Consider the following 21,804-nt stretch of genomic DNA (forward strand, 5'->3'; position numbering starts at 1 on the left):
CCTGCGTCGGCTCACCCTTGGCGCTCGGCGGCTGAGCGATTTCGTTGTGTGAAGACTGTTTAAGCAGATCTACTTCTTTAGGTAGTTGCCGGCTAGTGGGGAAATCGCTTCCCAAGAAGCGGTCGAACAGCATGTTGTTGCATTTAGTGTGGGGTAACCAGCGACATGTTTTTCAGCATGAAACAAGTTGCAAAATATGATGCATTTCTACAAGGCTCATTAATTAAAGTCGAAAAAAGATCTCCCGCTCTAAAACTAGAGACGGAGTGGAAGGAGGCTGACGCCTGTGGGACCGCGCGGGCTGGCGAGACAAACGTGTCGCGCACTTTGCGACACGTTGGCTCAACACCCGCCCCACGGCAAGCAGCCCCCTGAAACGCAGTCGAATTGCGGAAGCTATTCTATTCACTTCATTTATCTTTCTGTCGCATCAACTGCATGACTCGCATCCTGCGAGCCCCAAGCAGCCATTGGAGTGCCGTCGAATAACAGAAACTATTTAATTCTCTAATTTAGTATCACAAAAAGCCGCCAGAGAAATTTCCCTGGCGGCTTTCATTATTTATCCTACAACGATATTAACCAATTTCCCTGGAATGGCGATGACTTTTCTCACTTGCTTGCCTTCTGCCGCTTTTTGGACGTGCTCGTCGGCGAGTGCCGCTTCTTCCAGTTGTTCTTTCGTGCTGTCTTTTGCGACAGTGAGCTTGCTTCTCACTTTGCCGTTCACTTGGACGACGATTTCAACTTCATCATCGACCAGTTTCGACTCGTCAAATGTTGGCCATGCTTCATACGTTACCGTCTCGCTATGCCCAAGTTTGTTCCAAAGCTCTTCGGCCAAATGCGGCGCGATTGGCGATAGCATTTTCACGAAGCCTTCGATGTATTCTTTCGGCAAGCTGTCGGCTTTATACGCTTCGTTGATGAACACCATCATTTGCGAAATCGCCGTATTGAAGCGAAGGCCATCAAAGTCTTCGGTCACTTTCTTGACGGTCTGGTTGTAGACCTTCTCCAGTTTGCCGTCATTGTGATCGCTGACTTTGCTCGAAATCGCTCCGTCTTCGATCAGCAAACGCCAAACGCGGTCAAGGAAACGACGAGACCCGTCTAGCCCGTTCGTCGACCAGGCGATGGACGCTTCGAGCGGCCCCATGAACATTTCATACATGCGCAGCGTATCCGCACCATGGCTTTCGATGATCTGGTCTGGGTTGACGACATTGCCTTTGGATTTCGACATTTTCTCGTTGCCTTCGCCGAGGATCATCCCTTGGTTGAATAATTTCTGGAACGGTTCTTTTGTCGGCACGACGCCAAGGTCGTACAGCACTTTATGCCAGAAACGCGCATACAATAAGTGGAGGACGGCGTGTTCCGCACCACCGATATAGACATCAACCGGAAGCCAGCGTTTCAATAATTCCGGATCCGCGATCGCTTCGTCGTTAACGGGATCGATAAAGCGCAAATAATACCAGCAGCTGCCTGCCCATTGCGGCATCGTGTTCGTTTCGCGGCGGCCTTTCATGCCGGTTTCAGGATGCGTGACATTAACCCATTCCTCAATATTGGCAAGTGGCGATTCGCCTGTCCCGCTCGGCTTGATATCCGTTGTGACCGGAAGTTCGAGTGGCAAATCCTTATCATCGACCGGAGACATCGTGCCGTCTTCCCAGTGAATGATCGGGATCGGTTCGCCCCAATAGCGCTGGCGACTGAACAACCAGTCGCGCAGACGGTAGGTGATTTTCTTCTCGCCGACGCCTTGTTGTTCGAGCCAGTCGATCGCTTTACCAATCGCTTCGGTTTTGTTCAATCCGTCAAGGAAACCAGAGTTGACGAGTTCGCCGTCGCCAGCGTAGGCTTCTTCGTCGATGTTGCCGCCTGAGACGACTTCGACGATCGGCAAGTCGAATTGTTTTGCGAACTCATAATCACGTTCGTCATGTGCCGGCACGGCCATGATTGCGCCTGTTCCGTATGTCGCAAGGACGTAATCTGCAATCCAGATTGGCATTTTCTCGCCGCTTGCCGGATTGATCGCATAAGCACCAGTGAAGACGCCCGTTTTATCTTTCGCGAGATCGGTACGCTCCAAATCGCTTTTCGTTTTCACGTTGTCGATATACTCAGCTACCGCTTCGCTCTGATCAGATGTCGTAATTTCCCCAACCAATTTATGTTCTGGGGCAAGCACCGCGTAAGTCGCGCCAAAAATCGTATCCGGGCGCGTTGTGAAGGCACGGAATGAAAGCCCGGTGCCGTCGATCTTGAATTCGAGCTCCGCGCCTTCGGATTTGCCGATCCAATTGCGCTGCATGTCCTTCAAGCTTTCCGGCCAATCGAGTTCGTTCAAGTCTTCCAGCAAACGGTCTGCGTATTCAGTGATTCGCAACACCCATTGACGCATCGGGCGGCGTTCGACCGGATGGCCTCCGCGCTCAGAAACTCCATCGACTACTTCTTCATTGGCCAAGACGGTGCCGAGTGCCGGACACCAGTTGACCGCTACTTCATCGACATATGCCAAGCCTTTATTGTAAAGCTGGATGAAAATCCATTGCGTCCATTTATAATAGTTTGGGTCGGTCGTGTTGATTTCACGGTCCCAATCATATGAGAAGCCGAGTTCCTGGATTTGGCGCTTGAAGGTCTCGATGTTTTTCGCCGTGAATTCTGCCGGGTCGTTTCCGGTATCCAGCGCATATTGTTCTGCCGGCAAACCGAATGCATCCCAGCCCATCGGATGAAGCACATCAAAGCCTTGCATGCGTTTTTGGCGGCTTAAGATATCAGTCGCCGTGTAGCCTTCCGGATGCCCGACGTGAAGCCCGGCGCCGGACGGATACGGGAACATATCAAGTGCGTAGAATTTTTCTTTGCCCGGCGTGTTCTCCGTTTTGAAGGTTTTGTTTTCTTGCCAATATTGCTGCCATTTCTTTTCGATTTCCTTGTGATTAAAAGACATTTCCAATTTTCCTCCTCTAAATACAAGCGGATGTCCGCTAGCGTAGCAAGTTTTCAGCAAAATAAAAAAATCCCGCCCCTTAAACTAAGGGACGGGATTTTTCCCGCGGTACCACCCAAATTAGCGCTCAGGCGCTCAACTTGATTCCTTAACGCGGAAAACGGCGCAATCATTGCGCAGACTCCAAGGCGAGTTCAAACATCCTGCATGCCGGCTCGCACCATCCGCCGGCTCTCTTTTATGCATATATGTCCTACTGCTCCTCTTCACGGCCATTTGCTATTGATTTCATTTTAGCTGAGCGCCTGTTTTTATGCAATAGCTCAATGTACTTTGACGCTATCAGTATTCAACTCGGCATCGGTTGCAGCGACGACGTCGTCGACCGAGAAGCCTTCGAATACTTCTTTCAACACGAGGCCAGTATCCGTCACTTCAATCACCGCGCGTTCTGTGATGATCAAATTAACGACCGCTTTCCCCGTCAGCGGCAATTCGCATGCTTTTTTGATTTTCGCTGAACCGTCTTTTGATACATGGTCCATGATGACGATGACTTTTTTCGCGCCATGGACAAGATCCATCGCGCCGCCCATGCCTTTGATCATTTTCCCTGGGATCATCCAGTTGGCCAGATCGCCGTTTTCTGCGACTTCCATGCCCCCAAGGATCGCGACATCGATATGCCCGCCGCGAATCATTGCGAATGACTCAGCGCTCGTGAAAAATGCGGAGCCCGGGATTGTCGTGACGGTTTCTTTTCCGGCATTGATCAAATCGGGATCGACTTGGTCTTCTGTCGGATACGGACCGATGCCGAGCAATCCGTTTTCGGACTGCAAGACGACTTGTTTATTATCGGAAATGAAGTTCGCGACCAAAGTCGGCATGCCGATGCCCAGGTTGACGTAATCTCCATCGTTGATTTCTTTTTCCGCTCGTTTTGCGATTCGTTCTCTGATAGCTTGTTTGTCCACTTCTGTCCCCACCCTTTCTTAACGCGTCGTCAAACGCTCGATTCGTTTTTCTTGGTCTGCTTGCAGCAAGCCTTGTACGTAAATGCTCGGCGTTTGCACGTGGTTCGGGTCGATATCTCCGATTTCCACTACATGCTCGACTTCCGCAATCGTCACTTTCCCGGCAGCTGCCGCTAGCGGGTTGAAGTTCTGTGCAGTCTTGTTGTAGACGAGATTGCCCATTTTATCTGCAGTATGTGCACGGACCAGTGAGAAATCAGCTTTCAACGCCATTTCAAGCACGTGTTCCTTGCCATCGAATTCGCGGATTTCCTTGCCTTCAGCGACGGTCGTGCCGACGCCTGCCGGTGTGAAGAATGCTGGAATCCCGGCTCCGCCTGCGCGCATTTTTTCAGCGAGCGTGCCTTGAGGCGTGAGTTCCACTTCGATTTCGCCGGACAACACTTGGCGTTCGAATTCTTTGTTTTCGCCGACGTACGAGCCGATCATTTTCTTGATTTGCTTGTTTTTCAGCAATAAGCCAAGGCCCCATTCGTCGACCCCACAGTTATTGGAAATTATTGTTAGATCTTTTACCCCTTTATCGACAAGCGCCAGGATCAGCTGTTCTGGAATTCCGACCAGCCCGAATCCTCCAACCATGATGGTGGCTCCGTCTTGTATCGGTTCGACTGCCTCTTTGGCAGAATTGTAAATCGGTTTCATCGCGCGTTTCCCCCTCTGCAACATTAACTGAATTTTGATTCAATAAAACGCTTCCATTAACAATTTAACCAAAACTCCATGGGAAACGCAACAAGGACAATGGGCGCACGATTTTTGGCGGCTTTTCGGCCGGCAACTGCGTGTTATAATGACAGCTAAGGAGTGGTTTTATTATGGACAATGAATTCCCCTTCCCGAGTGACGGGAAGCGTTATTATACATGGAACCGCCATTTGCGCGGGCAGTTCGGCGAAAAGATCATGAAAATCTCGCTCGATGCCGGATTCGATTGCCCGAATCGCGACGGCACAGTGGCTTTTGGCGGCTGCACATTTTGCTCGGTCGCTGGTTCTGGTGATTTTGCCGGAGACCGCGTTGACCCGATTCCTGTGCAATTCGAGCAAGTGAAAGCGAAAATGCACCGCAAATGGAAAGATGCCAAATACATCGCCTATTTTCAAGCGTATACGAATACCCATGCGCCGATTGACGTTATCAAAAGACAATTTGAAGCGGCACTCGCACAGGAAAATGTGGTCGGCATCAGCATCGGCACACGGCCCGACTGCTTGCCGGATGAAGTTGTTGAATACTTGGCTGAACTCAATGAACGCACGTATTTATGGGTGGAACTCGGCCTGCAGACTGTTCATGAGCGCACTGCGCAGCTCATCAACCGTGCACATGATTTTGACACTTACAAAGAAGGTGTCAACAAACTGCGCGCACACGGCATCAATATATGCAGCCACATCATCAACGGCTTGCCGCTTGAAGACAAAGATATGATGATGGAAACGGCACAGACAGTCGCAAAACTCGACGTCCAAGGAATCAAGATCCACCTGCTGCATTTACTCAACGGTACGCCGATGGTTAAACAATATGAAAAAGGCATGCTCGATTTTATGGAAAAAGATGCCTATATCCAACTCGTCGCCGACCAGCTTGAAATCATCCCGCCCGATATGGTCGTCCAGCGCATCACCGGCGACGGCCCGATCGATTTGATGATCGGCCCGATGTGGAGCACGAATAAATGGGAAGTGCTAAACGGCATCGATAAAGAACTCGAAACTCGCGGCAGTTGGCAAGGCAAGCATTATGCGGGGAGTGTGGCATTATGACCTTGCAACGCGTCTTGCCTTTCACCAAATCCTTGCTCGAACAAGTTGTCCAAAAAGGAGATGCAGTAGTGGATGCCACTGCCGGAAACGGGCATGATACCCATTTCCTGGCTGGGCTTACCGGTGACTCCGGAAAAGTCTATGCATTCGATATCCAGCAACAAGCAATCGAAGCGACCAGGCAGCGCACAGAAGCGTTTCGTCATGTCGAATTGATTTGCGACAGCCATGCGAAAATTTCACAATATGTAACCGAATCGATATCAGCTGCAGTTTTCAATCTCGGCTATTTGCCAAAAGGCGACCACACCATCATCACCAAAGCGGACAGTACCTTGCAGGCAATCGGCCAATGTCTCGAGCGCTTAAAGACAGGCGGCTTGGTGTTAGCCGTCATTTACTCCGGCCACGACGGCGGCAGCGAAGAGCGCGACGCGGTAATGGATTACGTCAAGCAATTGCCGCAAACCCGCTACGACGTCATGAAATATGAATTCATCAACCAGCAGCATTCGCCCCCATTTTTGATCGCGATCGAGAAAAAACAACAGCGCCAAAAGAAATGATGGCTAAATTTAAAAGAGCAGCGTGCACATGCACGCTGCTCTTTCACTTATTTCTCGACAGGACCTTCGAGAACAATTTTTCCGATGGTCTTGCCAGACATCAGTTTTCCGTAAGCTTCTTTCAAGTTTGCCGGATTGATTGGCGCCATCGTTTCATTGAGTGTCGACTGGACTTTGCCGCTGTCTGCCCATTCCGACAGTTCATTCAAAAATTGATGCTGCTCGATCATGTCTTCGGTCTGGAACATCGAACGCGTGTACATCAATTCGTAAACGAAGGTCACGCTTTTTCCGAACAAGGCCGGAGCGAGCGGTTCGAACGCTGGTAAGATCGAACAAATCTTGCCTTGAGGCCGGATTGCGTCCGCCATGCCTGCCATATGGTCATCGGTATTGGTCAGGCAGAAGATATAGTCCACGCCGTCAATATCCAACTCCTTCAATTGAGGCAGCAATTCCTGGTGATGGTTGATCGTGTGATGCGCGCCATGATCTTTGGCCCACTCGATCGTTTCCTGACGCGACGCGGTTCCGATTACGGTAAGCCCTGCTAATTTGGCGATCTGCGTAGCGATCGAACCGACACCTCCCGCAGCTCCGATGATCAGGATGTTCTTGCCTTCATTGTCCTGCGGTTTTTTCGAAATGCCCAAACGCACAAACAGGGCTTCCATTGCGGTCAATCCCGTCAACGGCAAAGCAGCCGCCTGCGCGAAATCCAAGTTTTTCGGCTTGTGACCGACGATGCGCTCATCGACCAAATGGAATTCGCTATGCCCGCCTTCCCGGACATTGGTGCCGGCATAAAACACTTCGTCGCCTTCTTTGAACAATGAACATTCACTGCCAACGGAAACGACCACTCCGGCAACGTCCCTTCCGACGATCGTCAAGGAGTCATCGTCCGGTTTTTTCGAATCACGTGTTTTGTAGTCTGTCGGGTTGACCGATACCGCCTTTACCTCCACGAGCAAATCGTGTCCTTTTGGCTCTGGCTTGTCCAATTCTACTGCCTCGAATTCGGGCGGTTGATCGGTATTTCCGGGTTTGTAAAATCCTAGTGCTATCATTTTCGAAGTCAATCCATTTCGCCTTCCTTTCGTCTATTCATATCATTGTTACAATTCCTTCTATAATACAGCCGAGATGTCTTCTACGTATGCATCGATGACGACTGGCTGTTTGCTTGCTTTTGCTTTCGACAACGCGTCTTGCAATTCGGCACGTGTTTTAACCGTATAGCCCTCTCCGCCGCACGCAATGGCAAACGCCGCAAAGTCGATATTGGCAAGATCGACATTGGTCGGCTTATTGCCTGCCATTTTTTGCTCGTCTTCGATCAATTGAAGCTTCTGGTTGTTGAAGACGACGATAATCATCGGCAGCTCGTATTTAACTGCGGTGACAAAATCCTGCATGCCCATGGAAAATCCGCCGTCCCCGACGATAGCGATGGCCTGTCTATCCGGATATGCCAGTTTTGCCGCCATCGCTCCTGGCAAACCGCAGCCCATCGTGCCAAGCCAAGATGATAAAACCAATTTATGTCCACTCAGCTGCAAGTATTTCGCCGTCCAGATGGTGATGCTGCCGACGTCAAGTGAAACGACAGCGTCCCGCTCCATGATGTGCTGGATTTCGCCCAGCACTTGCTGAGGTTGAAGCATGTCGGTTTCCTTATCGATATCTTCACGCAGCTTGTCATGCCAAGCGCGTCGTTTCTCCTGGAATTGCTCCAAGAACCCGGCATCTTTTTCACCGAGCTCGCTTGTCAATGAGGCGAGTGCCTGCCCAAGTTCCCCGACTACCCCTACCGTTGCGGGATAGTATTTGCCGATCACGCGCGGGTCGAGATCGATTTGGATGGCAGGCGCTTTATCCGGCAAATACTCACGGTACGGATACGCTGTACCGGCGAGAATGACCAAGTCGGCTTGTTTCATCGCCTCTTCAGCCGGCTCCGTCCCGAGTTGGCCGAGCTGCCCGAGGTTATTCGGATGATCATCAGGAATCAATCCTTTCGCTGGGAGTGATGCAATGATTGGCGCTTTCAGTTTTTCCGAAAAGGCCAATACTTCGCCAGCCGCTTCCTGTGCGCCTTTACCTGCCAGGATGACTGGTTTTTTCGCAGTCTCCAATAGCTTCAGCGCTTCCTTCAAATCTTCTTCTGCTGCCCGAATATGCGGCGCTGAATATTCGGGAGAGGTCATCTCCTTCTCCCGTTTGATTTTCGTACTGAATAAATCGTCCGACACCACGAGCACAGCAGGGCCTTTTTCGGCATATGCTGCACGCACCGCCTGATTGAGCATATCCGGCAATTGTTCGGCATTTTGCACGCGGCGGTTATAGACCGAAACGTCTTCAAACATCGATTCCAATTTCAGCTCCTGGAAAGTGTCGGTCCCAACAGAACTGCTGGTCACTTGCCCGACAATCGCGAGTACCGGAGTTTTGTCTTTTTTCGCATCATACAGACCGTTTTGCAGATGGATCGCCCCTGGACCTGCGATCGACAGGCACACGCCAATGTGCCCGGTCAATTTCGAATAGGCCGAAGCGGCGAGCGCCCCTGTCTCTTCATGGCGGATCTGGATAAAACGGATATCCTCTTTGCGCAGCTCTTCCATCAATTCATTGATGGAATCCCCGGGCATTCCGTAAATATGGCCTACTTTCCATTGCTTCAATAACTCGACAACGTGGCTGCCTGCGGTGCGTTCAAACATATACATTCCCTCTTTCCTTATTTCTGCTGTTCCATCTCTTTATCCCTCCAGCTCATCTGTAAACCTTTTTCGGCAAACATGCAAAAAAGCAGCAGGCCGTTTTTTAGCCTACTGCTTTTTTAGGATATTCTTTTAGTCATTTCTTCAGCGATCAACCGGAACGTCGTTAACTTATCATTGAAATCATAGGCGACGGAAACAATCATCACTTCATCGGCGCCATATTCCTCGCCGAGCGCTTCCAATTGATCCACCACTTGCTTAGGGTCGCCGACGACCATGCGCCGGCGGTTTTCCGCGACAAGCAGCTTTTCAAATTTCGAGTATTCGTAAGCGGCTGCCTGTTCGGGAGGCGGCGTGCCGTCAGACGGCATGCCCTGTGCTCCCATCGCAAGCGACAGGTCGAGTGAAGACGCGACATATTCCGCCTGTTCACGAGTTTCCTGGCAAACCGCGAAAATCGCAAAGCCTGTATACGGTCCATTGCCTTTATGGGGAATGAAATTTTTTCTGTAGTTGGCTGCAAAGTCCTGTCCGCCTTCGCCGTTGATGAAGTGGGCGAACATATACGGCAAGCCTTTGTGGGCGGCCAATTGCGAAGACCCCTCGCCTGAACCGAGCATCCAGATCGGCGGTGCTTCAAGCGGCACCGGGGTTGCAGTCATTCCATAATAATCATGCGACTCCGGAATGCTGTTTTCCAAATACATGCGCAGCTCATCCAATTGTTCAGGAAAGCGCCCCGCATCCCGCAAGCGGCCATTCGATAAAGCGAACGATGCTCTCGGCATGCCGCCTGGCGCACGGCCCACTCCCGCATCGATACGCCCAAGATACAGGCTCTCCAATAAATTAAAGTTCTCGGCCACTTTAAATGCCGAATAATGCGGCAGCATGACACCGCCAGAACCCAAGCGGATCGATGAAGTCCTGGCACCGATATGGCTGATCAGGATCTCCGGAGAAGAGCCCGCCAAAGTTTTGGCATCGTGATGTTCCGATACCCAAAAGCGCGTATAGCCCCATTTTTCTGCGTGTTGCGCCAACCGGACCGTATCGGCCAAAGCTTCGCTAGCTGTCTGGCCTTGTGAAATCGGGGATTGGTCTAATATGCTGAAACGAAGTGGCATCTTGATCTTTCCTTTCTATTCTTTGATGCAATGGCTGACCATGAAGTGTTATTGGCTGCGGCGACTTTTCTCGGATTCCGCTGCCGATTCGGCAAAGCACAGCACTGCCTGGAAAATTTCGTCCCGTTCCGGTTCCTGCAGCAGGTCGTGATAGCAAAACGGCCATTCCTTAAAATGGAATTCGTTGACGGCTTGCTTGGACAGCCAAGTGCGCCCTGCTGCCGTGCGCGTAATCAAATCACGCTGGCCAGTGTTGAGCATGATCGGAATATCCTGAAGTTGCATTTGTGCTGCTTGTTCCAAATAGCTTTGCAATTCCTTCCACCAGGCCGGTGAACTGAGCGATTGGATCGCTCGGTCTCTCCCTCCCAATTCATCCTGGAACTTGCGTCTCGTCAAATGGCGCAATTCGATGCCATGGTCGATTTTACCTTTTCCAGTAAGCTTGCTGATTCCGGACAACGCAAGTGTTGGCTTGCTCGGCACTTTTTGCAGTTCAAACCATGGCGACGTGAGAATAAGCGCTGCTATAGGATGGCGGTTTTCTCCAAGGGCATGGATGGCGATCGCTGCGCCGAGCCCATGTCCCGCGAGCACGACCGGCAAGTCATTGCCCGCTGCCAGGCGCAGCAGTTCAGCGGCCGTCTTATCATATTCAAAAAATGTTTCACGGTGTACCGAATCAGCTGCTGCTAGTGTCCCGTGGCCCGGCAAATCACCCATATAGACATGAAAGCCGCTCCTCCGCCATTGCTCGATTTGCCACGCATAGCGCTTATGTTCCTCGTATGCACTATGGATCAACACGATAACGCCTGTTGCCTCGCCTTCCGCTTGCCATTTCCACATAATCCGCGCCTCCCTATACAGCTTGATCGATTGACCTTTTCCGTTGTTTTGATACGATTAGAACTAATTACATCTTATCAATGATAAAGGAGCTTTGCCATGATCTATCCATATAAAGACAAATCACCAAATATTGACAGATCGGTATTCATTGCCGATTATGCGACCGTCACCGGCGATGTGACGATCGGCGAGAATTCTTCTGTCTGGTTCAACACAGTCATCCGCGGCGACGTGGCACCGACTATTATCGGGAAAAACACCAATATCCAAGACCTATCGATGCTCCACCAAAGTCCGGACAACCCGCTCATTTTGGAAGATGATGTCACCATCGGCCACCAAGTGACGCTTCACAGCTGCAAAATCAAAAAAGGCGCTCTCGTCGGCATGGGCTCAATCATTCTGGACGGCGCTGAAATTGGCGAAGGGGCTTTTATCGGCGCAGGCAGCCTTGTCGCACAAGGAAAGAAAATCCCAGCGGGCACACTGGCATTCGGCCGTCCTGCAAAAGTTGTGCGTGAGCTGAACGAAGCGGACAAACAAGATATGGAACGCATTGTCCGGGAATACGCGGAAAAAGCAGCTTATTATAAATCACTTCAATAGAAAAAGCAGGCGGAAAAATATCCGCCTGCTTTTTATTATGCGTTTGCTTGTTGTTTCAAAGCATCCGCTTTGTCTGTGCGTTCCCACGGAAGGTCGACATCCGTGCGGCCGAAGTGGCCGTAAGCCGCTGTCTGTTTGTAGATCGGGCGGCGCAGGTCGAGCATCTTGATGATCCCGGCTGGGCGCAAATCGAAGTTTGCGCGTACGAGTTCAATGAATTTGTCTTCGCTGACTTTCCCTGTGCCGAACGTATCGACAGCAATCGATACCGGATGTGCTACGCCGATTGCATAAGCAAGCTGCACTTCACATTTATCGGCGAGGCCAGAAGCAACGATATTCTTCGCCACATAGCGTGCTGCATAGGCACCGGAACGGTCGACTTTGGTCGCGTCTTTACCGGAGAATGCCCCACCGCCGTGTCGTGCATAACCGCCGTACGTATCAACGATGATCTTGCGGCCTGTAAGCCCTGCATCACCTTGAGGCCCGCCGATGACGAAACGGCCTGTCGGGTTGATGAAGTATTTCGTTTCAGCGTCTAGCAGTTCAGCAGGTACGACTTCATTGATGACGTATTCCTTCAAGTTGCGCTGGATTTGCTCCAAAGACACTTCCGGATGGTGCTGCGTCGAAATAACGATCGTATCGACACGCACCGGTTTATTGTTTTCATCATATTCAATCGTTACTTGCGTTTTGCCATCAGGGCGCAAATACGGCAAGATTTCTTCTTTGCGCACTTCTGCCAAGCGGCGTGCGAGTTTGTGCGCCAGGCTGATTGGCAATGGCATCAATTCTTCTGTTTCGTTTGACGCATACCCGAACATCAAGCCTTGGTCGCCTGCTCCGATCTCATCCAATTCCTTATCGGTCATCTGGCCTTCACGCGCTTCAAGGGCCACGTTGACGCCTGCAGCGATATCTGCCGACTGCTCATCGATCGCTGTCAACACTGCGCTTGTCTCGGAATCGAATCCGTATTTCGCGCGTGTATAGCCGATTTCTTTAACTGTCTGGCGTACCACTTTCGGAATGTCTACATATGTGGATGTCGTGATTTCTCCTGCGACAAGGACGAGCCCTGTCGTTACGGTCGTTTCGCATGCAACACGCGCATTCGGGTCTTCTGTCAGGATCGCATCCAGGATTGCGTCTGAAATCTGGTCGCAAATCTTATCCGGATGGCCCTCTGTTACTGATTCTGATGTGAATAATCGACGGTTTGTCAAAAAAAGTTCCTCCTTATATCCTGCGAGATTGCTCTCGAAATTGATACGGTACTCGTTTTCCCATGTCAAGTCCGTTTCCGTTTATAGGAATTGAACTTCCAGCTTTTTCAGCCTGCACACGAGGATTAAGGGCATTCCATAAAAAAATCCCTTCTCTCATCTTTAAGCAATGAGGAAAGGAATAATCATCATAAGCACCTTTCACTCTTATCGTCCAAGGCATTCGCCTTGCTTCAGGTTGGGCACCATCGCTGCAATTGCAGCAGGTTGCCGGGTTTCATTGGGCCTGCACCCTCCACCAGCTCGGAATAAGAGTATCCGTTCAATTTCCCATCATACGGAATGCAGCAAGCACTGTCAACGTTTTTACCGGAAACGATTGTCAGACTTTTAAGCATGCATCTTTTTCTACTATTGAAACAGCACAAATCGTTAACATTGACAGATTTCTAGTTATTAGTATAGACTAATCGCGTCAATGTGTTATACTAATGTTCGAATATACATCTTCCCCATTCATTTGGGAATAAACGAAAAGGAAGGTACATATATATGACTTCAGTGAACCTAGCAAATGATTTGAAAGAGCTTTTGAACGGCTCGAATATTAATACGCAACTATCCGTTCCACAATTGGTGGAAGCTGCAACATCCCGCGGGGAGGCAGTATTGACGCGTGAAGGCGCTGTCAAAGCGGAAACCGGCAAATACACGGGCCGTTCGCCTAAAGACAAGTATATGGTAGAAGAGGCGATTTCGAAAGATAAAATTGATTGGGGCAGCGTCAACCGCCCGATTTCCTCTGAAATCTTTGAAAACCTATATGCTAAAGTCCTCAATCATTTGAAAGAAAAAGACGCTTTGTACGTCTTCAAAGGTTTTGCCGGCGCAGATCCTGAGTCGCGCCTTGCGATTCAGACAATCAATGAATACGCATGGCATAACCTGTTCGCCCATCAATTGTTCATCCGCCCGACTGCGGAAGAACTGAAGGCGCATGAAGCTGAATTCACTGTCGTTTACGCCCCGACTTTCCATGCAGACCCTGCGGTGGACGGAACGGATTCCGAAACCTTCATCATCGTTTCGATGGAAAAGAAAATTATCTTGATCGGCGGCACGGAATACGCTGGCGAAATGAAAAAATCCATCTTCTCGATCATGAACTACATCCTTCCTGAAAAAGGCATCCTGCCGATGCACTGCTCAGCGAACGTCGGCAAAAACGATGACGTCGCTTTGTTCTTCGGCCTTTCCGGCACAGGCAAAACGACTTTGTCAGCTGACGAAGACCGCAAATTGATCGGCGACGATGAACATGGCTGGTCGGATAACGGCGTCTTCAACATCGAAGGCGGCTGCTATGCAAAAACAATCAACTTGTCTCGTGAAAATGAACCACAGATTTTCGATGCCATCCGTTTCGGCTCTGTCCTTGAAAACGTCGTCGTTGACGAAGACACGCGCATCCCAGACTACGATGACGGATCGTTAACAGAAAACACGCGTGCAGCGTACCCGATCGATGCTATCGACAATATCGTCGTCCCTTCTGTTGCAGGGCACCCGAAAACGATCGTCTTTTTGACTGCGGACGCATTCGGCGTATTGCCTCCAATCAGCAAATTGACGAAAGAACAAGCGATGTACCACTTCCTTAGCGGATACACATCAAAACTGGCCGGCACAGAACGCGGTGTGACTTCACCGGAAGCGACATTCTCGACATGCTTCGGCTCACCATTCCTTCCGCTTCACGCGACAGTTTACGCTGAAATGCTCGGCGACAAAATCGATGAGCACGGCGCAGACGTCTACCTGGTAAACACAGGATGGACTGGCGGAGTATACGGCGTCGGAAGCCGCATGAAACTGTCCTACACACGCACAATGGTCCGCGCAGCGATCCGCGGCGACTTGAACGGCGTGGACATGGAACATGAATCGGTCTTCGGCTTGAACATGCCAACAGAAATCCCAGGCGTGCCGACTGAAGTATTGAACCCGCGCAATGCATGGGCTGATAAAGAAGCTTATGACCAAAAAGCACAGGAATTGGCGAAGAAGTTCAAAGACAACTTTGAAAAATTCGGCACTGTGGATGCTGGCATCAGCCAAAAAGGCGGCCCTACCCATAATTAATTACATCATAAAAGGACGGAGAGAAATCATTCATTTCTCTCCGTCCTTTTTTGTTTTATTCTCAACTACCGCGTTAAGCTTCTGCATTATTGCGGACAGCTTCGGTTGAATCTTCTTTGCGCTTCTCCTGCTCTTTCATCCATATCGTCAGCGCCTTCGCAGTCTTGCGATTTGCCGTAGGAGGGAAAAAATGTGTGTACTCCGGAAAATACCACGTTTCACATGGCTGATGATTGAGCTGCAACGATTCTTCCAATAGGAAGGCTTGCTGAGGCGAAACATTGTCGTCTTTCAAGCCATGGATAATCAAGTAAGAAGCATCGCTCTCTCCGATACGCATCAAAGGATTGCGTTCTTCAAATGCTGGAAGCGCGGTATTCGGCGTACCGCCGTAAAGACGCTTCATCATACGGCGCATATCCAGCCTCTCTTTATACGTCAGCACCGTATCCGTGACGCCTGCCCATGTGACGACGGAACAAATATCGCTTCTCAGCACAGCAGTCCACAGCGCCATGATGCCGCCTCTTGAAAATGCCAGCAAATGAACTGGGCCTGCACTGAATTTTTTCAGCACTTCCACGGCATTCACGGCGTCATAGCGGTCTTCCCCGGCAAACTCATCTTTCCCTTCACCGCCGCGGTTGCCGCGGTAATAAGGGGCGAAAACGGTAAATCCCATTCCCGCAAATTGAGCGATCCGTGCCGGCCGCACCATGCCGATGGACTGGATGCCACCGCGCAGGTACAAGATTCCACTTCCGGCATCATCTTTTTTCGGCTGCGCCAGCAAGCCTTTAATACGCAAGCCTTCAGACCAATACGTCACTTCCCGCAGTCGTACATTCGGATTCGGCGATGGATACCATCTCATCGATTCAATATCACCATTTTTCAACAGTCTTCACCTTCTCTATAATCGCTTCCATGCCCGCGTCGCGCATCAGGAAGCTGTAATTTCCATCGATCACAATCTTTGGAACCAGCACCGGTCCGTCTGTCTCCATCCACTCCACTTGCTTCATGTCCTCAATAGTGGCTGTAAATACCGTTTTGCTAAAAGGTTTATCTGTATAAACTGTATATTCCGCAAGCCAATTTAATTCATTCACACTGGCTCCAGTTTCTTCGAATACTTCCCGCTTCGCCGCCTGCTCCAGCGATTCGCCTGGCTCGGCTTTGCCCCCCGGAAATTCAAGGCCGCGCACGGAATGCCTCGTCAACAGCCAGCTGCCATTATATTTTCCTATCACCAGCACATGCCGGCTTTCAATCTGTGACTGTCCTTTTTCAAAAAATAAACGGCAAGTGCAGCCGTTCAAGTCCTTATATTCCATCAAACATCCTCCCGGCTTCAGAAAAAGCGCACAACCGGCTAACGGTCGTACGCCCATTTCTTCTATTCTACTTCTTTTCGCCGAGAAATGCAGACAGCATCCACGAATGCTTCTCTAAGTTTTGATGGATGGCATTGAACATGTCCTCTGTCATGTCATCGCCGTCTCCAGCCGCAAGTTCCATGCCTTTTTTCAAGGATTTCATGATCTTGTCGTAATCGGAAACGATGGTATCGACCATCTGCTCCGCGCTCTCGCTGCTGGTCGCTTCATCTACGACCGACAATTCGAGCTGCTCTTTCATTGTTGCTACCGGCTTGCCGCCAAGTGCCAGCAGGCGTTCCGCAATCTCATCCATATGAAGCGTCGCTTCGTTATAGAGTTCTTCAAACTTTACATGCAAGGTAAAGAAAGATGGCCCTTTGACATACCAGTGGAAATTATGTAATTTCGTATAGAGTACTGACCATGAAGCGACTTGTACGTTCAATTCCTCGTTTAATGCTGTTGACACAATTCATCACTCTCCATTTTTTGATAAGCTCTTCTGCTTTATAAATACCTCTAAAAGCCCTACAATAAACATCAACGAACCGCAACCAAACAAGAAAAGAGTGGAATTACGATGAAAACCGCATTAGTGAAGCTGTTCCGTTTCTATCAACGCTTCATCTCCCCACTGTCGCCGCCGAGCTGCAGATTCTATCCGACATGCTCCCATTATGGGATTGAAGCGGTAGAAAAACATGGCGCATTAAAAGGCGGCTATCTCGCAATTCGCCGCATTTTAAGCTGCCACCCGTTCCATAAAGGCGGAGTGGATTTTGTCCCGGAAGAATGGCCCCCTAAAAAATAGGTGGGTTTTTTTCTTGTGTTGAATCGGATTGTATTGTATGATTCTAAGAGTCAACAAAACGTAACGATTACATTTTATGAACACGCATTAAATTTGGAGGGACATTTTATGAAGAAACTAGCATTATTTGCAGGAATAGCACTCATTTTATTATTGGCTGCGTGCGGCGGCACGGCACAACCCGATAGCGGCCCTGAAGGCGAAGCGGCCGAAGGGAAACTTGATGTATATGCAACGGTTTATCCGCTCGTCTATTTTGCAGAACGTATCGGTGGCGAGCGTGTCGACGTCAAATCCGTTTACCCGGCTGGCGCCAACGAGCATAGCTTTGAACCAACCCAAAAAGACATGATCAATATGGCGGACGCCGATCTACTCTTTTATGTCGGTTTAGGGCTTGAAGGCTTTATCGACAGCGCACAGGAAACGCTTCAAAATGAAGACCTCGAATTTGTCGCTACAGCAGACGGAATCACCGATGAACAACTTGAAGCGGCAGCTGGTGCACAAACTGAGGCACATAGTGAAGACGAGCATGGGCCCGAAGAGGAAGATGCTCATGAAGAAGAAGGACATGATGAAGAGGGAAGCCACGAAGAGGAAGAAGGCCACGAAGGCCATGACCATGGCTCCACTGATCCACACGTCTGGATCTCACCTGTCCTGAGCCAGGAACTCGCCGCTTCTGTCCGTGATGCTTTAGCGAAAAAAGACCCGGAAGGCGCAGAGGAATTCGATAAGAATTATGAAGAACTCGTCGCTGAACTAGAAGCGCTTGATGAATCATTCCAAAATTTGGGCGAAAAAGTCGAACGTGACACCTTCTTCGTGTCCCACTCAGCATTCGGTTATATTGCAGCACCTTACGGATTTGAGCAAGTGGCCGTCGCAGGCTTGAATAGCCAAGATGAACCGTCCCAGAAAGAGTTAACGGAAATCGTCGACATGGCGCGTGAAAAAGACATTCAATACATCGTCTTCGAACAAAACGTCTCGTCGAATTTGACGGAAGTCATCCAAAACGAAGTAGGCGCCGAAGCGATTGAAATGCATAACCTCGGAGTGCTGACCCAGGAGAACATCGACAACGATGAAACGTATTTCACCTTGATGGAAAAAAATCTTCAAGCACTCGAAACAGTCTTGAAATAGTAAAAACTCGCCGAACAATAAGTCGGCGAGTTTTTTATATGTTCAGCTTATATCCGATTCCTGGACTTTCGCTTAATTTGATTTCCCCATGCTCCACACGGATTTCCGGAGAGACGATATCTACCTGCCAAAAATGGCCTGAATCTGAAAAATCCCCAGTCAGTTTCACTTCGGGCAGCGATGCAAGCGCCAGATTATGCGCTTTCGATACGCCAAACTCGATCATGCCGCCGACCCACATCCCGATCTGTTCATTTCTGCAGAACTCGACGACCTTCAAGGTTTCTGACCAACCACCGAGACGACCCATCTTCAAGACGATAATATCCCCTGCTTGCTGTTCTGCCATGCGTTTTACATCGTCGAGGCTATGGATGCTTTCATCCAGGCAGATTGGCGTTGTCATTTTAGAACGTGCAGCACTATGGGCTTCCCACTCATGTTCGCCATATGGCTGCTCGATCAACGCAAAACCGGCCTGATCGAATGCCAGCAGCTCTTCCAATGCCCGCCCTGAAAAACTGCCATTGGCGTCGGCATAGAACGAGATCTCCGGATTGGCCGCAACCAAGCTTTTCAATAAAGCCGCATCGGTATCAGGTGAAACTTTCAGTTTGATGCGCCGATAACCTCTGCCGATTGCTGCTTTTACGTTGGGTGCCAGTTCATCGCTCTCTCCTGCGACGACAACGCCTGCAGGGATTGTTTTCCGAACTCCCCCGATGAATTCATGCAGCGGCACACCTTGACGTTTCGCAAATAAATCCCATATAGCCATTTCCACAGCAGCTTTTGCCATATGATTGCCTTTTACTTTGGAAAATAATCTTTCCAGCTCTGTCGGATGCTCCAAACGTTCATTTAGCAATAGGGGAGCCAGCACCTGTTCCATCACAAAGCGGCTGCTCGTTACGGTCTCTTCGGTATACCAAGGTGTATCAAAAGCAACACATTCACCGTAGCCTTCGCGCCCTTGAGCATCCCGGACGATCACTATCGTCACTTCCCGCTCTTGTACTTTCTGCAAGACAGTGATGAAAGGCTGGTTCAAAGGCTGGTTCACTTTACGGAATTCAATACCGGCAATTACAGCCATGTCTTCAATTCCCTTCTGAGCAATTTATTCGACGCATTCCTTGGCAACGCATCCACCATACGGAACAGTTTCGGCACTTTATAGCCGGCCAGCTGACCGCGGCAAAATTCCGCCAGCTCATCCAACACTTCAGGTTCATCGAGCACGACAAACGCCGCTGGCACTTCTCCCCATGTGCTGTCTACCATCGCGCAAACACCGGCTTCCCGTACGGATGGGTGTGCCATCAAGACTTTCTCGATTTCTGCCGGGTAGACATTTTCGCCCCCTGAAACGAGCAAGTCCGAGCGCCTGTCGACGACATATAAAAATCCGTCATCATCCAAATAACCGATATCGCCTGTTGAGAGCCAACCGTCTTCTTGCACAGCCCGGTCCTTGAACTTACCGATATAGCCAGGGGTCACTTGAGGCCCCTTGATGAGAATCTCTCCCGCTTCCCCTGTCTTTGCCCCGTCAATTTTTACCTGATATAAAAATAGCGGCTTGCCGGCAGAACCGATCTTCGTTTTCGCATCAGCTGGCTGCAAAGTCGTTGTCTGCGAAGACGTTTCCGTCATCCCGTATGTTTGGAGCACTTGAATGCCATGCGCTTCCGCCCGCTGCAAATAAGACACCGGCACGGGGCCGCCTCCCGCCAGGATCTGCTTGAAGCGAGCTGAAACGCTCAGTTCGCGCTGCTCGATTTCCCTAAGTACTTGATCAAGCGTGACAGCGACCATCGAACTATGCGTCACTTGCCCTTTGCATAATTCATCCGCACACACCGTGGCGTCGAATTTCTCGTAAAGCCGGACACCCATCCCGTAGACGAGCGACCTCATCAAAATCGAGAATCCGCTAATATGGAATAAAGGCACCATGCATAGCCAGACATCGTCAGGCGACACACCCAAATTCAGCGCAGAAGACACTGCGCTCGAAAAATGGTTTTCAGCTGTCTGCCTGACCCCTTTTGGATTGCCTGTCGTTCCCGAAGTGTACATGATCGACACGGTGCGGTCCTTCGCCCATTCCGCTTTTAATGCAAAGTCCACAGATGGCGCCTGTCTCAATTGTTCAAAAGAAACCGGCTGCGATGCCGCTACCTTCTCGTAGAGTTCACCATCTACAAATACCTGGTCCACCTTTGCATCTTCAATTTGATAAGCAAGTTCCGCTCCCGCCAGCCGTTCATTAAGCATGACCATTTCACAGCCGATATGCAGGCAGCCGTACATGACAAAAACAGCCTCCGCATTCGATTTAGCGAGCAAGGCCACACGCGAATGTTCCGTGATGCCAAAATGGGCCAGCTTCCCGGCATAATCGAGCGCTATTTTGTTCACTTCCCCAAACGTCCATTCATCCTCGCCGAACGATAAAGCCAATTGATTTCCCGTCAGGTAAGCACGCTGCGAAAGCCAATTCGGATATGTCATTTTCAAAATCCTTTCTTTTACAGTTAATCGATTGAAAAAAGCTGCCTCCGAAGAAGACAGCTCTTTCTAATTCATATGATCATGGGAAACGTGGGAATTGGCCAAAGTCCGGTTTGCGTTTTTCTTTAAACGCATCGCGGCCTTCTTTCGCTTCATCCGTTGTGTAATAAAGCAAAGTTGCGTCGCCAGCCATTTGCTGAAGTCCAGCAAGGCCGTCCGTATCTGCATTCATTGCCGCTTTTACGAAACGCAGTGCAGTCGGGCTCATTTCGAGCATTTCCTCGCACCATTTCACGGTTTCATCTTCCAATTGCTCGTAAGGAACAACTGTGTTGACGAGGCCCATATCAAGCGCTTCCTGTGCATCGTATTGGCGGCACAAGTACCAGATTTCGCGTGCTTTCTTATGTCCAATGATGCGTGCCAAATAGCCGGAGCCATAGCCTGCATCAAATGAACCGACACGCGGTCCAGTTTGGCCGAAGCGTGCGTTGTCTGCAGCAATCGTCAAATCACAAACAACGTGAAGCACGTGTCCGCCGCCGATCGCGAATCCAGCAACCATTGCAACAACCGGTTTTGGAATGACGCGGATCAAACGCTGTAAGTCCAGGACGTTAAGACGCGGAATTTCATCTTCCCCAACGTAGCCGCCATGTCCGCGGACGGATTGGTCTCCGCCTGAACAGAATGCTTTTTCGCCTTCGCCTGTCAAGACGATGACGCCAACATCCGAATTATCGCGCGCGCGTGAAAACGCGTCGATCAATTCATGAACCGTTTTCGGGCGGAATGCATTGCGTACTTCCGGACGGTTAATGGTGATTTTTGCAATCCCATTATATGTTTCGTATTTAATGTCTTCATATGTAAGTTCTGTAACCCATTGACGTGTTGACATA

At 50.0% G+C, this 21,804-nt stretch carries 20 protein-coding genes, 1 riboswitch and 1 other annotated feature; of the genes, 6 read left to right on the plus strand and 14 right to left on the minus strand.

The genetic code is table 11. The features are described from left to right. Nucleotides 1-562: 562 nt before the first annotated feature. From leuS to DFR62_RS15375, 3 genes are all read right to left on the minus strand, one after another. The gene (gene leuS, locus DFR62_RS15365) at nt 563-2,974 is read right to left on the minus strand and encodes a leucine--tRNA ligase (protein WP_121301179.1); all 2,412 of its coding nucleotides are present in this window, start codon (nt 2,972-2,974) and stop codon (nt 563-565) included. A gap of 84 nt (nt 2,975-3,058) precedes the next feature. Then, nucleotides 3,059-3,253, minus strand: a binding site (T-box leader). Between the two features lie 44 nt (nt 3,254-3,297). Further along, nucleotides 3,298-3,951: a 3-oxoacid CoA-transferase subunit B gene (locus DFR62_RS15370; RefSeq protein WP_058381144.1), complete on the minus strand. Its 654-nt coding sequence runs from the start codon at nt 3,949-3,951 to the stop codon at nt 3,298-3,300. A gap of 18 nt (nt 3,952-3,969) precedes the next feature. Next, the gene (locus DFR62_RS15375; protein ID WP_121301180.1) at nt 3,970-4,656 is read right to left on the minus strand and encodes a CoA transferase subunit A; all 687 of its coding nucleotides are present in this window, start codon (nt 4,654-4,656) and stop codon (nt 3,970-3,972) included. Nucleotides 4,657-4,829: 173 nt separating this feature from the next. Between DFR62_RS15375 and mnmL the strand changes: the two genes are divergently transcribed. Both mnmL and mnmM read left to right on the plus strand, forming a co-directional pair. Further along, on the plus strand, nt 4,830-5,783 hold the full coding sequence (mnmL, locus tag DFR62_RS15380) for a tRNA modification radical SAM protein MnmL/YtqA (RefSeq protein ID WP_121301181.1): 954 nt from the start codon (nt 4,830-4,832) through the stop codon (nt 5,781-5,783). Next, entirely contained in the window at nt 5,780-6,349 is a 570-nt protein-coding gene (gene mnmM / locus DFR62_RS15385) for a tRNA 5-(aminomethyl)-2-thiouridylate-methyltransferase MnmM (RefSeq protein ID WP_121301182.1), read from the plus strand. Before mnmL ends, mnmM begins: the two co-directional genes overlap by 4 nt. A gap of 47 nt (nt 6,350-6,396) precedes the next feature. Here mnmM and DFR62_RS15390 read toward each other — a convergent pair whose 3' ends face one another. The 4 genes from DFR62_RS15390 to DFR62_RS15405 form a co-directional block, all read right to left on the minus strand. Continuing rightward, nucleotides 6,397-7,419 carry a zinc-binding alcohol dehydrogenase family protein gene (locus DFR62_RS15390; protein WP_121301202.1) on the minus strand — a complete coding sequence of 341 codons (1,023 nt, stop codon included), beginning with the start codon at nt 7,417-7,419 and terminating at the stop codon, nt 6,397-6,399. Between the two features lie 60 nt (nt 7,420-7,479). Further along, nucleotides 7,480-9,078, minus strand: coding sequence for a pyruvate oxidase (locus DFR62_RS15395; protein WP_121301183.1), 1,599 nt, complete (start codon nt 9,076-9,078; stop codon nt 7,480-7,482). Nucleotides 9,079-9,197: 119 nt separating this feature from the next. Next, complete coding sequence (locus DFR62_RS15400) at nt 9,198-10,208, minus strand: LLM class flavin-dependent oxidoreductase (RefSeq protein ID WP_121301184.1); 1,011 nt, start codon at nt 10,206-10,208, stop codon at nt 9,198-9,200. Between the two features lie 48 nt (nt 10,209-10,256). Next, complete coding sequence (locus DFR62_RS15405) at nt 10,257-11,057, minus strand: alpha/beta hydrolase (protein WP_121301185.1); 801 nt, start codon at nt 11,055-11,057, stop codon at nt 10,257-10,259. Between the two features lie 99 nt (nt 11,058-11,156). Between DFR62_RS15405 and DFR62_RS15410 the strand changes: the two genes are divergently transcribed. Continuing rightward, complete coding sequence (locus DFR62_RS15410; RefSeq protein ID WP_121301186.1) at nt 11,157-11,666, plus strand: gamma carbonic anhydrase; 510 nt, start codon at nt 11,157-11,159, stop codon at nt 11,664-11,666. 35 nt (nt 11,667-11,701) lie between these two features. On the opposite strand, the gene metK is transcribed toward DFR62_RS15410, so the two are convergent. Then, complete coding sequence (metK, locus tag DFR62_RS15415; RefSeq protein WP_101190043.1) at nt 11,702-12,898, minus strand: methionine adenosyltransferase; 1,197 nt, start codon at nt 12,896-12,898, stop codon at nt 11,702-11,704. A 204-nt stretch (nt 12,899-13,102) separates the two neighbouring features. Then, nucleotides 13,103-13,213: riboswitch (SAM riboswitch) on the minus strand. A gap of 237 nt (nt 13,214-13,450) precedes the next feature. Between metK and pckA the strand changes: the two genes are divergently transcribed. Then, on the plus strand, nt 13,451-15,040 hold the full coding sequence (pckA, locus tag DFR62_RS15420; RefSeq protein ID WP_121301187.1) for a phosphoenolpyruvate carboxykinase (ATP): 1,590 nt from the start codon (nt 13,451-13,453) through the stop codon (nt 15,038-15,040). Nucleotides 15,041-15,113: 73 nt separating this feature from the next. Here pckA and DFR62_RS15425 read toward each other — a convergent pair whose 3' ends face one another. The 3 genes from DFR62_RS15425 to DFR62_RS15435 all read right to left on the minus strand — a co-directional run bounded on the left by DFR62_RS15425 (nt 15,114) and on the right by DFR62_RS15435 (nt 16,891). Next, nucleotides 15,114-15,938 carry an alpha/beta hydrolase family protein gene (locus DFR62_RS15425; RefSeq protein ID WP_121301188.1) on the minus strand — a complete coding sequence of 275 codons (825 nt, stop codon included), beginning with the start codon at nt 15,936-15,938 and terminating at the stop codon, nt 15,114-15,116. Continuing rightward, nucleotides 15,925-16,377 (minus strand): NUDIX domain-containing protein, encoded by a 453-nt coding sequence (locus DFR62_RS15430; RefSeq protein WP_121301189.1) that lies wholly within the window; start codon nt 16,375-16,377, stop codon nt 15,925-15,927. The genes DFR62_RS15425 and DFR62_RS15430 overlap by 14 nt, the downstream gene beginning before the upstream one ends. A 67-nt stretch (nt 16,378-16,444) precedes the next feature. After that, on the minus strand, nt 16,445-16,891 hold the full coding sequence (locus DFR62_RS15435; RefSeq protein WP_121301190.1) for a Dps family protein: 447 nt from the start codon (nt 16,889-16,891) through the stop codon (nt 16,445-16,447). A gap of 111 nt (nt 16,892-17,002) precedes the next feature. On the opposite strand from DFR62_RS15435, the gene yidD reads away from it, so the two are divergent. Together yidD and DFR62_RS15445 are read left to right on the plus strand one after the other, a co-directional pair. Beyond that, complete coding sequence (gene yidD / locus DFR62_RS15440; RefSeq protein WP_058381158.1) at nt 17,003-17,233, plus strand: membrane protein insertion efficiency factor YidD; 231 nt, start codon at nt 17,003-17,005, stop codon at nt 17,231-17,233. 108 nt (nt 17,234-17,341) lie between these two features. Then, nucleotides 17,342-18,385, plus strand: a complete 1,044-nt coding sequence (locus DFR62_RS15445; protein WP_121301191.1) for a metal ABC transporter solute-binding protein, Zn/Mn family — start codon at nt 17,342-17,344, stop codon at nt 18,383-18,385. A gap of 34 nt (nt 18,386-18,419) precedes the next feature. Here the strand turns inward: DFR62_RS15445 and menC are convergent, their stop codons facing one another. The 3 genes from menC to menB form a co-directional block, all read right to left on the minus strand. After that, complete coding sequence (gene menC, locus DFR62_RS15450) at nt 18,420-19,481, minus strand: o-succinylbenzoate synthase (RefSeq protein WP_121301192.1); 1,062 nt, start codon at nt 19,479-19,481, stop codon at nt 18,420-18,422. Next, entirely contained in the window at nt 19,472-20,902 is a 1,431-nt protein-coding gene (locus tag DFR62_RS15455) for an o-succinylbenzoate--CoA ligase (protein WP_121301193.1), read from the minus strand. The genes menC and DFR62_RS15455 overlap by 10 nt, the downstream gene beginning before the upstream one ends. A gap of 79 nt (nt 20,903-20,981) precedes the next feature. After that, nucleotides 20,982-21,803: a 1,4-dihydroxy-2-naphthoyl-CoA synthase gene (gene menB, locus DFR62_RS15460; protein ID WP_058381162.1), complete on the minus strand. Its 822-nt coding sequence runs from the start codon at nt 21,801-21,803 to the stop codon at nt 20,982-20,984. Nucleotide 21,804 lies beyond the last annotated feature (1 nt).

Origin of the sequence: Planococcus citreus (genome assembly GCF_003664125.1) — a bacterium.
Lineage (GTDB): Bacteria > Bacillota > Bacilli > Bacillales_A > Planococcaceae > Planococcus > Planococcus citreus.

What these genes read in the sequence shown, in the direction of transcription:
- leuS (WP_121301179.1), bottom strand. Translation starts at nt 2,974, where the DNA reads ATGTCTTTTAATCACAAGGAAATCGAAAAGAAATGGCAGCAATATTGG.
- DFR62_RS15375 (WP_121301180.1), bottom strand. Translation starts at nt 4,656, where the DNA reads ATGAAACCGATTTACAATTCTGCCAAAGAGGCAGTCGAACCGATACAA.
- mnmL (WP_121301181.1), top strand. Translation starts at nt 4,830, where the DNA reads ATGGACAATGAATTCCCCTTCCCGAGTGACGGGAAGCGTTATTATACA.
- mnmM (WP_121301182.1), top strand. Translation starts at nt 5,780, where the DNA reads ATGACCTTGCAACGCGTCTTGCCTTTCACCAAATCCTTGCTCGAACAA.
- DFR62_RS15390 (WP_121301202.1), bottom strand. Translation starts at nt 7,419, where the DNA reads ATGATAGCACTAGGATTTTACAAACCCGGAAATACCGATCAACCGCCC.
- DFR62_RS15395 (WP_121301183.1), bottom strand. Translation starts at nt 9,078, where the DNA reads ATGTTTGAACGCACCGCAGGCAGCCACGTTGTCGAGTTATTGAAGCAA.
- DFR62_RS15400 (WP_121301184.1), bottom strand. Translation starts at nt 10,208, where the DNA reads ATGCCACTTCGTTTCAGCATATTAGACCAATCCCCGATTTCACAAGGC.
- DFR62_RS15405 (WP_121301185.1), bottom strand. Translation starts at nt 11,057, where the DNA reads ATGTGGAAATGGCAAGCGGAAGGCGAGGCAACAGGCGTTATCGTGTTG.
- DFR62_RS15410 (WP_121301186.1), top strand. Translation starts at nt 11,157, where the DNA reads ATGATCTATCCATATAAAGACAAATCACCAAATATTGACAGATCGGTA.
- pckA (WP_121301187.1), top strand. Translation starts at nt 13,451, where the DNA reads ATGACTTCAGTGAACCTAGCAAATGATTTGAAAGAGCTTTTGAACGGC.
- DFR62_RS15430 (WP_121301189.1), bottom strand. Translation starts at nt 16,377, where the DNA reads ATGGAATATAAGGACTTGAACGGCTGCACTTGCCGTTTATTTTTTGAA.
- yidD (WP_058381158.1), top strand. Translation starts at nt 17,003, where the DNA reads ATGAAAACCGCATTAGTGAAGCTGTTCCGTTTCTATCAACGCTTCATC.
- DFR62_RS15445 (WP_121301191.1), top strand. Translation starts at nt 17,342, where the DNA reads ATGAAGAAACTAGCATTATTTGCAGGAATAGCACTCATTTTATTATTG.
- menC (WP_121301192.1), bottom strand. Translation starts at nt 19,481, where the DNA reads ATGGCTGTAATTGCCGGTATTGAATTCCGTAAAGTGAACCAGCCTTTG.
- DFR62_RS15455 (WP_121301193.1), bottom strand. Translation starts at nt 20,902, where the DNA reads ATGACATATCCGAATTGGCTTTCGCAGCGTGCTTACCTGACGGGAAAT.
- menB (WP_058381162.1), bottom strand. Translation starts at nt 21,803, where the DNA reads ATGTCAACACGTCAATGGGTTACAGAACTTACATATGAAGACATTAAA.